The sequence below is a fragment of the Campylobacter sp. 2018MI10 genome (assembly GCF_018501175.1).
Classification (GTDB): Bacteria; Campylobacterota; Campylobacteria; order Campylobacterales; family Campylobacteraceae; genus Campylobacter_E.
Genome location: NZ_JAHCZD010000017.1, coordinates 33,288 through 42,568, shown reverse-complemented (window position 1 = coordinate 42,568; position 9,281 = coordinate 33,288). Strand labels below are relative to the sequence as shown.

General features: G+C 29.9%; 7 protein-coding genes, 1 pseudogene and 1 riboswitch. Of the genes and pseudogenes, 2 read left to right on the top strand and 6 right to left on the bottom strand.

Going from position 1 to position 9,281, the window contains the following annotated elements:
• Positions 1-304 precede the first annotated feature (304 nt).
• The gene (gene ppsA, locus KJR01_RS07945; RefSeq protein WP_214118349.1) at positions 305-2,665 is read right to left on the bottom strand and encodes a phosphoenolpyruvate synthase; all 2,361 of its coding nucleotides are present in this window, start codon (positions 2,663-2,665) and stop codon (positions 305-307) included.
• 55 nt (positions 2,666-2,720) lie between these two features.
• Here ppsA and ppsR point away from each other — a divergent pair, with 55 nt between their 5' ends.
• Together ppsR and KJR01_RS07935 are read left to right on the top strand one after the other, a co-directional pair.
• Positions 2,721-3,539 (top strand): posphoenolpyruvate synthetase regulatory kinase/phosphorylase PpsR, encoded by an 819-nt coding sequence (gene ppsR / locus KJR01_RS07940; RefSeq protein ID WP_214118347.1) that lies wholly within the window; start codon positions 2,721-2,723, stop codon positions 3,537-3,539.
• Between the two features lie 76 nt (positions 3,540-3,615).
• Positions 3,616-4,593 (top strand): catalase, encoded by a 978-nt coding sequence (locus KJR01_RS07935; protein WP_214118345.1) that lies wholly within the window; start codon positions 3,616-3,618, stop codon positions 4,591-4,593.
• 50 nt (positions 4,594-4,643) lie between these two features.
• Here the strand turns inward: KJR01_RS07935 and KJR01_RS07930 are convergent, their stop codons facing one another.
• From KJR01_RS07930 to KJR01_RS07910, 5 genes and pseudogenes are all read right to left on the bottom strand, one after another.
• On the bottom strand, positions 4,644-5,816 hold the full coding sequence (locus KJR01_RS07930; RefSeq protein ID WP_214118343.1) for an NRAMP family divalent metal transporter: 1,173 nt from the start codon (positions 5,814-5,816) through the stop codon (positions 4,644-4,646).
• The gene (locus KJR01_RS07925) at positions 5,816-6,553 is read right to left on the bottom strand and encodes a 5-oxoprolinase subunit PxpA (protein WP_214118341.1); all 738 of its coding nucleotides are present in this window, start codon (positions 6,551-6,553) and stop codon (positions 5,816-5,818) included. The genes KJR01_RS07930 and KJR01_RS07925 overlap by 1 nt, the downstream gene beginning before the upstream one ends.
• Positions 6,543-7,466: a 5-oxoprolinase subunit C family protein gene (locus tag KJR01_RS07920; RefSeq protein ID WP_214118339.1), complete on the bottom strand. Its 924-nt coding sequence runs from the start codon at positions 7,464-7,466 to the stop codon at positions 6,543-6,545. Before KJR01_RS07920 ends, KJR01_RS07925 begins: the two co-directional genes overlap by 11 nt.
• A complete protein-coding gene (gene pxpB, locus KJR01_RS07915; protein ID WP_214118337.1) occupies positions 7,463-8,122 on the bottom strand; it encodes a 5-oxoprolinase subunit PxpB in 660 nt (219 codons plus the stop codon). The genes KJR01_RS07920 and pxpB overlap by 4 nt, the downstream gene beginning before the upstream one ends.
• A 30-nt stretch (positions 8,123-8,152) precedes the next feature.
• A pseudogene (locus KJR01_RS07910) lies at positions 8,153-8,929 on the bottom strand (putative hydro-lyase); the annotation flags it as partial.
• Between the two features lie 216 nt (positions 8,930-9,145).
• A riboswitch (TPP riboswitch) is annotated at positions 9,146-9,246 on the top strand.
• Positions 9,247-9,281 lie beyond the last annotated feature (35 nt).

The following is a 9,281-nucleotide window of genomic DNA, read 5'->3' as shown; positions in this document are numbered from 1 at the left end:
TATATGTAATAAGAAAGAGATTAAGTATAACTACCTTTAACAAGCTTATGAAATTGTTTTATATTACTTGCTTGTGACTCTTAACATTGATAAATAAAATAACACTAGGTTAGAAACTATATATAAACATAGAATTAAATTAAATAAAACCTAGAAAGAACATTTAGCTTAAATGCTCTGTTTAAGTTTTGATTTGTGAAATAAAGCTCGTATTCTATCTCTTTAAGCTTAAATTATTCTTAAAGTTTGAAAAAAAATAAATTTACATTGCTTTTTTGTTTTTAGCAATGTAAATTAACTATTTTTAAATACTAGCTAGGCGTTTTGAAGTGCTAATAACGCTATCAGGATTAAGTGACATTGAGCTAATGCCTTTTTGCTTTAGCCAAACAGCTAAATCTATATGATCACTTGGACCTTGACCACAAATTCCTACATATTTATTTGCTTTTTTACAAGCTGTAATTGCTCTTTCTAACATAAATAAAACCGCTTCATCTCTTTCATCAAAATCAGCCACTAAAATATCCATTCCACTATCTCTATCAAGTCCTAAAGTAAGCTGGGTTAAATCATTGCTGCCTATACTAAAACCATCAAAATATTCTAAAAACTCATCGCATAAAATAGCATTACTAGGCACTTCGCACATCATAATCACTCTTAAGCCATTTACACCACGCTTTAAGCCATTTTTCGCTAATAAATTTATAACTGAATTTGCTTGTGATAAAGTCCTTACAAAAGGCACCATAATTTCAATATTATTTAACCCCATTTCATCTCTTGCTATTTTTAAAGCTTCACATTCAAGCTTAAAGCATTCCGCAAAATTAGGAGCTAAATATCTACTTGCACCTCTAAATCCTAGCATAGGGTTTTCTTCGTGCATTTCGTAAAATTCTCCGCCTAATAATTTTCTATATTCATTAGTCTTAAAATCACTAAGTCTAATAATCACAGGTTTAGGATAAAAAGCAGCCGCAATTGTAGCTATACCTTCGGCTAATTTTGATACAAAAAATTCTCTTGCATTAGCATAGCCTTTACTAGCTTCATTTATTTTATTTCTTAAATCATCATTTATATTTTCGTAATCTAAAATAGCATTAGGATGAATGCCTATGTGATTATTTATAATAAACTCAAGTCTAGCAAGTCCTACACCATCATTTGGCATTTGTGCGAATTTGAATGCTAATGCAGGATTTCCCACATTCATCATTATTTTTACACCGCAATTTTGCATTTCAAATTCTTCATTTTCAATTACTTCGTATTTTAATGCCCCTTCATAAACCCTACCTTCATCTCCATGAACACAACTAACGCTTACTAAATCTCCATCTTTTAATATAGTTGTAGCATTACTAGTGCCAACAACTGCACCAATTCCTAGCTCTCTTGCAATAATTGCTGCATGACAAGTCCTACCACCCCTATTTGTAACTATTGCTGCGGCTTTTTTCATAACAGGCTCCCAGTTTGGATCTGTCATATCAGTAACTATTACATCTCCAGCATTTACACGAGAAATCTCGCTAATATCGTTTATAACCTTAACTATCCCAACGCTTATTTTTTGTCCTATTGCTCTACCTGTTATTAGGACTTTTGATTCTTCTTTTAATTTATAGCTTATATCTTTTTTCTTTTGAGATTGAACGGTTTCAGGTCTTGCTTGAAGTATATAAATCTTACCATCTAATCCATCTAATCCCCATTCAATATCCATAGGTCTTTTATAATGCTCTTCTATAATTAAAGCATATCTTGCAAGTTCGTTTATTTGCTCATCATTTAGGCTAAATTTATCTTGCATATTTTTAGCTACATCTACTACTTTTACGGCGTTTTCTCCTGCTTTTCTTTCTTCTTTAAATTCCATTTTAATTAGCTTTGAGCCGATTTTTCTTGAGATTATTGCTTTATTATTGTTTTTTAGGCAAGTTTTTGATACATAAAACTCATCAGGATTCACCGAGCCTTGAACCACACATTCACCTAATCCATAAGATGAAGTGATAAATACAACATCTTTAAATCCACTTTCAGTATCAAGGCTAAACATAACCCCGCTACTTCCTTTATCGCTTCTTACCATACGCTGAATACCAGCACTAAGCGATACTTCAAAATGTGAAAAACCCTTATGCACTCTATAAGAAATCGCCCTATCATTATAAAGCGATGCAAAAACCAAACGAATTTTATCCAATATATCATCAATTCCACTAACATTTAAAAAAGTTTCTTGCTGACCAGCAAAAGAAGCATCAGGCAAGTCTTCTGCGGTAGCTGATGAACGAACAGCAAAAGTGCCTAATCCATCGCTATCTAATTCTTTATAAAACTTAATAATTTGCTCTAAAAATAAAGGCTGAAAATTAGCTTTAGTTATTAAGCTTCTAATTTTTGCACCACACTTAGCAAGTGCATCTAAATCATCAGGATTTAAATTCTTTAACTCATTAGTAATTATTTCATCTAAATTATTGTATTTTAAAAAATCTCTAAAAGCTTGTGCTGTAGTTGCAAAACCATTAGGAACTCTAACCCCACTACTAGCAAGATTTGAAATCATCTCGCCTAAACTAGCATTTTTACCACCAACTATTTCTACATCGCTCATTCTAAGTTTTGAAAAAGCTAAAACATATTCCATTTTCACACTCCTTTTTGATAGAATTATTTTATTTTAACAAGCAAGGATAACTTAAATGAAACAATTAAATAAAAAAATTGTGTTTTTTATAAGTGATGGAACAGGAATAACCGCTGAAACATTTGCTCACTCGGTATTAGCTCAATTTGAAGATGAATATATTTTCACACAAATTAGAGAGCCTTTTATAAATACCGAAGAAAAGGCGATTAAGGTTGCAAATAAAATTAATGAATTAGCAAAAACTGATATTCCGCTAGCATTTAGTACTTTAATTAATGTAAATATTGCTAATCATATTAAGAATTCTAATTGTGTTTTTATAGATTTATTAGAGCCTTTTGTTAGCTTAATTTCAAATAAATTAAATGTAAAACCTAGCATAAAACAAGGTCTATCTCACTCAAACACTCATAATAAAAATTATCAAAATAGAATAGAAGCTATTAATTTTACTTTAGAGCACGATGATGGACAATTCATCTACGCACTTGATAATGCTCAAATAATTTTAATAGGGGTTTCAAGATCAGCAAAAACACCAACTAGCCTTTATCTTGCTATGCAATATGGAATTAAGGTAGCTAATTATCCACTAACTCCTGATGATTTTAAGGCTTGTGCTTTGCCTAATGCTTTAAAACCTTATAAAAACAAGCTTTTTGGTCTTAGCATAGACCCATATCGCCTAAGTGAAATACGCAACGAAAGGCTGCCTAATTCTGAATACGCAAGTATAATTAATTGTAAAAATGAAGTAAAAAATGCGGAATTTTTAATGAAGATAAACAATATCCCATTTTTAAATATCACGAATAAAAGCATAGAAGAAGTAACTTCTACTTTATTAGATATATTTGATATACATAATTAATTATTACTTAAAAATAATTATTAATTATTAATATTTATTTTATAAGATTTTTTATATTTGTATTAAGGAGATAAAAATGAAAAATCTTATAAAAATTAGTGTCGCAACAACTCTTTCAATTAGTTTGTATGCTAACAATATAAATGAAGAAATTGCTGCAAAAGAATATGATGCTCAAAAACTAGCAGATATTATTGTAAAGTTGAATGTTATGGGAGATAAAAGCAAAAAACCAAATCATCATAAGGGTTTTTGCGTAGGTGGAGTTTTTAAGCCAGATAGTAATATTAATGAATATTTTAACATTGAGCTATTTAAACAAAAAAGCATACCTGTAAATGGAAGAGTTTCTTTAGGTGGTGGTGAATTAAATGATAAAAGTAAAGCAAGGGGTTTAGCTATTAAGCTAGAAGGAGATAATGATAATTGGACTATGGTAATGCTAAGCAATCCAATTAATTTTGCAAAAACTCTAAAAGAATTTGGATATTTTCACGAAATGCAATTACCTGATGAAAATGGTAATGTAAATAAAGAAAAAATAAAACAAGCTTTTAGCGAAGTTCAATCTTTTAAAAATTTTGCAGAATATACTAAAAATATAGGGTTTTCAAAAAGTGTTGCTAATACTCAATTTTACAGCGTTCATACTTTTTTCTTTGATGATAAAAACAATAACAAATTTCCAGCTAGATGGACTTTTAAACCAAAAGATGGAGTTAAATTTTTAAGCGAAGAAGAAATAAAAACAACAAGCAATGATTATTTAGCAAAAGATTTTCAAGAAAAAATAAAAAATGCTCCTATTGAATATGAATTATTTTTTACATTACCAAATGAAAATGATGAATTGTATTCAACAAATGCTTTATGGCAAGGAGAACACAAGCAAATTTTCGCAGGGACTTTGCAACTTACACAATATAATGGCTTAGATTGCAATCTTGATGTATATTTTCCTTGGGATATGGCAAAAGGAGTATATGAGCCAAAAGATGAACTTTTTATACCAAGAAACGAAGCTTATGTAATAACTTTTGGTTATAGACAATAAGCTAAAGGGGGTTTTAGAATTTGAAATATTAATTTCAAATTCTAATTATTTTAAGAGTTTATATATTTCATTAAAGTTACATAGCACAAATACGCCATAGCAATGGTAATTAACCAACCTATTAAAGCTAGTAATTTAGAGTGTTTATAATCTCCTACTATGTTTTTCTTATAAGCTGCAATTAATATCACACATAAAGCAATAGGCAATATAAAACCATTTAAAGTCCCTACTAAAATTAATACTGCAGTTGGTTTTCCTATAGTTGAAAATACTAAAGTAGAAAATATAATAAAAGCTATTATTATATTGTTTTCATTCTTTTTCAGCCAAGGACTAAAGCTTGATATAAAACTAACTGATGTATAAGCACAACCAACCACTGAAGTAATAGAAGCAGCCCAAATTACAATACCAAAAACAACACTACCAAAATTACCCAAAATATATTCAAAAGGAGTAAGAGCTGGATTGTTAGGATTTAAACTAACGCCTAAAGAAATAACCCCTAAAACTGCTAAAAATAAAAATACCCTAATAATACTAGCTATAATTATTCCTGAAACCGAACTTTTACTAACTTCTTTTAGATTTTCAACACCACAAATCCCCGCATCAAGTAAGCGATGAGCACCTGAAAAAGTAATATATCCGCCAACCGTTCCGCCTATTAAAGTAACTAAGCTTAAAGCATCAAATTTTGATGGAGCAAATGTCTCAATAGCCACTTCTTTTAAAGGTGGATTTGATTTAAACACAATATAAATTATTATAAGTATTAATATAGCACCTAAAATCTTAGCAAATCTATCCATATGTGCACCTGCATCTTTATTAATGAAAATACCTATAGCAATTACTGCACTAATACAAGCTCCTAAAATAGGATTTATCCCAAAAATAGTCTCAAATCCAAGTCCAGCACCTGCAATATTACCTATATTAAATGCAAGTCCACCTAAAATTATCAAAAATGATAATAAATATCCTACACCTGGAAAGACCTTATTAGCAATATCTTGAGCTTTTAATTTACTAACTGCAATAATTCTCCATACATTAAATTGAACCCCAATATCCATTAAAACCGACATTAAAATAATAAAAGCAAAACTAGCCCCTAAGCTTTGCGTAAAGCTAGCAGTTTGAGTTAAAAATCCAGGTCCAACTGCTGAAGTAGCCATTAAAAATGCAGCACCTAATATAGCTTTATTATTTTTCATTAATTACTCCTTATGCTTATATTGTTTTCTTCTAAAGTTTTTTTGATTTTTTGTGCAAATAAAAGTGCTTTTTTGCTATCTCCATGAACGCATAAACTATCAGCTTTTATATTAATTTTTTTACCATTTTCACTGATTACATATGAATGTTTTATCATATTTAATACTTGATTTATTGCTTCATCTTCATTTTCAATTAAAGCATTTTCTTTAGTTCTTGATACTAATAAACCATCATCTGTATATCTTCTATCAGCAAAAACTTCACTAATACTATTAATACCTACATCATTTGCTGCACTAATTAAACAAGAATTGCTAAGCCCCATTAATGCTATATCTTTGCCTAATTTTGCAACTTCTATTGCAATATTTTTTGCTAAGTCTAAATCAACACAAGCCATATTATATAAAGCTCCGTGTGGTTTAACATAGCTTAATTTTACCCCTACTAATTCGCACATTTGCTTAATCGCACCAAATTGATAAGCAAGTAATGCTTGTAATAATTCCTTATTCAAATTCTCATTAGTTCTTCCAAAATTTGCCCTATCATTAAAGCTTGGGTGAGCTCCTATTCTTAGCTTATATTCTTTAGCTTTAATTAAGGTATTATATATTTCTTTATATCCACCAGCGTGAAGCCCACAGCATACATTAACAGAGCTTATTAAAGCTAATATCTCATCATCATTTTGCATACCTTCAGCTAAATCTGAATTAAAATCAATTCTCACTTGCATACTCCTTTATTTGATTTATATGTGAAATTCTTTCTTTTTTTGCCATTAGAGCTTCTTCAATGCTTACTAATTCAAAACTAATCTTAGAATTAATTCTACTTTGAGCAAAAAGTCCTAAATCAGCTTCAATTACTTGAGCAATTTTTGGATAACCGCCTGTTGTTTGTGCGTCTTTTAATAAAACTATAGGCTCTCCACTACTTGGCACTTGAATAGTTCCTGCACTAACTCCGTGAGATGGCAAGCTTAATTCATTGATTAAATTAAGTTTAAAATCACTATTTAGCCTATATCCCATTCTATTGCTTGAGCTTGATATATTAAATTCTTGATTTAATAAATTATGCTTTGCTTCATCACTAAAAAGCTCCCATTCAGCACCTTTAATTATTCTTATTTTATCTCTTGGTTTTATCCTAGATACTGCTATTTGAGATAAATTCATTCTTGAACCTATGCTTAATTCATCGCCTACTTTTAACGCTCTACCATTAAATCCACCAAAAGATGCACTAAGATTTGTAGAAGCTGAATTAAGAACAAAATCAGCACTAAAACCACCATAAGCACAAATATAAGCACACATTCCTGACATAGCTCTTATTAATCTAAGAGTTTTTCCTGCTTCAATTCTAATTCTATAATTATTATGAATTGGCTTTTCATCTATGAATGCTTCATAATTTGCCCCTGTGATACAAAAAGTCATTGCCTTATTACAATATATTTCTATCCCACCTAAAATCACTTCAATTGCAGGTGCATTTAAGTCATTTCCTAATAAAGCATTACCTAACATAAAGCTCCATTTATCTAAAGCCCCACTCTCATTTACCCCATAACTTTTATACGAAAACCTACCTAAATCTTGAATAGTTGCAATTGATGATATTTTTGTAATTTTCATAATCTCTCCTTAATGCTATTGATTACAAATTTTAATCTATCACCTGCTTTTAAAAGGCTCGGATTTTCGCTATTTACATCAAATAATTTTGCCTTTGTATTTCCTATGATATTCCATCCACCTGGACTTTGATAAGGATATATTCCTGTTTGAGCTCCGCCTATACCAACCGAACCTGCTGGAATTTTAAGTCTTGGGGTGCTAAGCCTTGGAGTGTGCAAAAGCTCATTTAATCCACCCAAATATGCAAATCCTGGTTGAAAACCTATAAAATAAACATCATAAATAGGCTCGGCGTGTAATTTAGCAAACTCACTCATACTCATACCTTTAGCCTTTGCAATTACCTTTAAATCAAGTCCTAAATCCCCACCATAATCAACAGGAATTTCAATCAATCTTCCTGATAGCTCTAGTGGTTTAGTGCTAGTAATTAACTCATTTAATTTACTTTGTAAATCTAATAAATCTTTATAATTTAAATCACTTGTTAAGACATAAAGAGTATTCATTCCAACCACTACTTCTTTTATATAAGGCATATCTTTAATTACTAAATTAAGTGCATAGCATAGGCGTTGTTTTTCTATGCTTATTGGAGGCTCAAGATATAAAAGCAATGAAGTTTCGCTTGTAATTTTAAATTTGTTATACATAATCATCCTTTAAATTTATTTTTTTTAATACTAAAACACACTATATTCGCTATCTTTTCTATCCGTTACAAACATATATCCAGGAGAATGAGTTATCATAATATCAGGCTTACTAGTAAGTGCTATGCTTTGCGGAGTTACCCCACAAGCCCAAAATACACATTCTTCATCAGGATAAATAGTAGATGCGTCTCCAAAATCAGGATTATTAATATCTTTAATACCTATTACACTAGGATTTCCTATATGAACAGGTGCTCCATGCACGCTAGGATAAAGAGCTGTTGCGGTTGTAGCTTTGATTAAATCTTTATGTTTAATTGGTCGCATTGAAACAACCATTTTTCCATAAAACTTACCAGCACTTGCACAATCAATATTTGTAATATACATAGGCACATTATGATCTTCATCAATATGTCTTAAAGGTATATTGTGATTTAATAAAGCTGCTTCAAATGAAAACGAACAACCTATTAAAAAACTCACATAATCATCTTTAAAATGATTAATAATATCGCTTGTATCTTCTACTAATTCGCCTTTTTTATATATTCTATATTTAGGAATACTCGTTCTAATATCTGCATTATTTGCACTTGTTTTTGTAAGATATTCTCCCGCGTCTAAGACTTCAATTAAAGGACAAGGTTTAGGGTTTCTTTGACAAAATAATAAAAAATCATAAGCATCACTTTTAGGCAAAATCGCAAGATTAGCTTGAACATAACCTTTACAAACCCCTGCTGTAGGTTTGCTAAATTCATTTTTAGAAATTAAAGCTCTTAACTCTTCTGGTCTCATTTTTTCTCCTTTTTGAAATTGTAGTGTGAAAAAATGTGAAGAAAAGTAAAAATATAAAAAACTTAACTAAAATTGTTACAAAATTACACAATTAATTATATATAAAATAAGTATTAAATATATTGATTATTTATATTAAAAATTAAGAAATTATTGCAATATAACAAATAATTATTGTAATATTTTATATATCTATTTCATAACTAATTTTAATTAGAATAATAATTTTAGGGGAGCGAAAGCTGAGAGTAGGCGTAATAGTCTTGACCCTTTGAACCTGTTTGGGTAATGCCAGCGTAGGGAGATGCAAAATTTTCTAATCCTTTCTTAGCATTCCCATAAATTGATTTTATGG

What these genes read in the sequence shown, in the direction of transcription:
- ppsA (WP_214118349.1), bottom strand. Translation starts at nt 2,665, where the DNA reads ATGGAATATGTTTTAGCTTTTTCAAAACTTAGAATGAGCGATGTAGAA.
- ppsR (WP_214118347.1), top strand. Translation starts at nt 2,721, where the DNA reads ATGAAACAATTAAATAAAAAAATTGTGTTTTTTATAAGTGATGGAACA.
- KJR01_RS07935 (WP_214118345.1), top strand. Translation starts at nt 3,616, where the DNA reads ATGAAAAATCTTATAAAAATTAGTGTCGCAACAACTCTTTCAATTAGT.
- KJR01_RS07930 (WP_214118343.1), bottom strand. Translation starts at nt 5,816, where the DNA reads ATGAAAAATAATAAAGCTATATTAGGTGCTGCATTTTTAATGGCTACT.
- KJR01_RS07920 (WP_214118339.1), bottom strand. Translation starts at nt 7,466, where the DNA reads ATGAAAATTACAAAAATATCATCAATTGCAACTATTCAAGATTTAGGT.
- pxpB (WP_214118337.1), bottom strand. Translation starts at nt 8,122, where the DNA reads ATGTATAACAAATTTAAAATTACAAGCGAAACTTCATTGCTTTTATAT.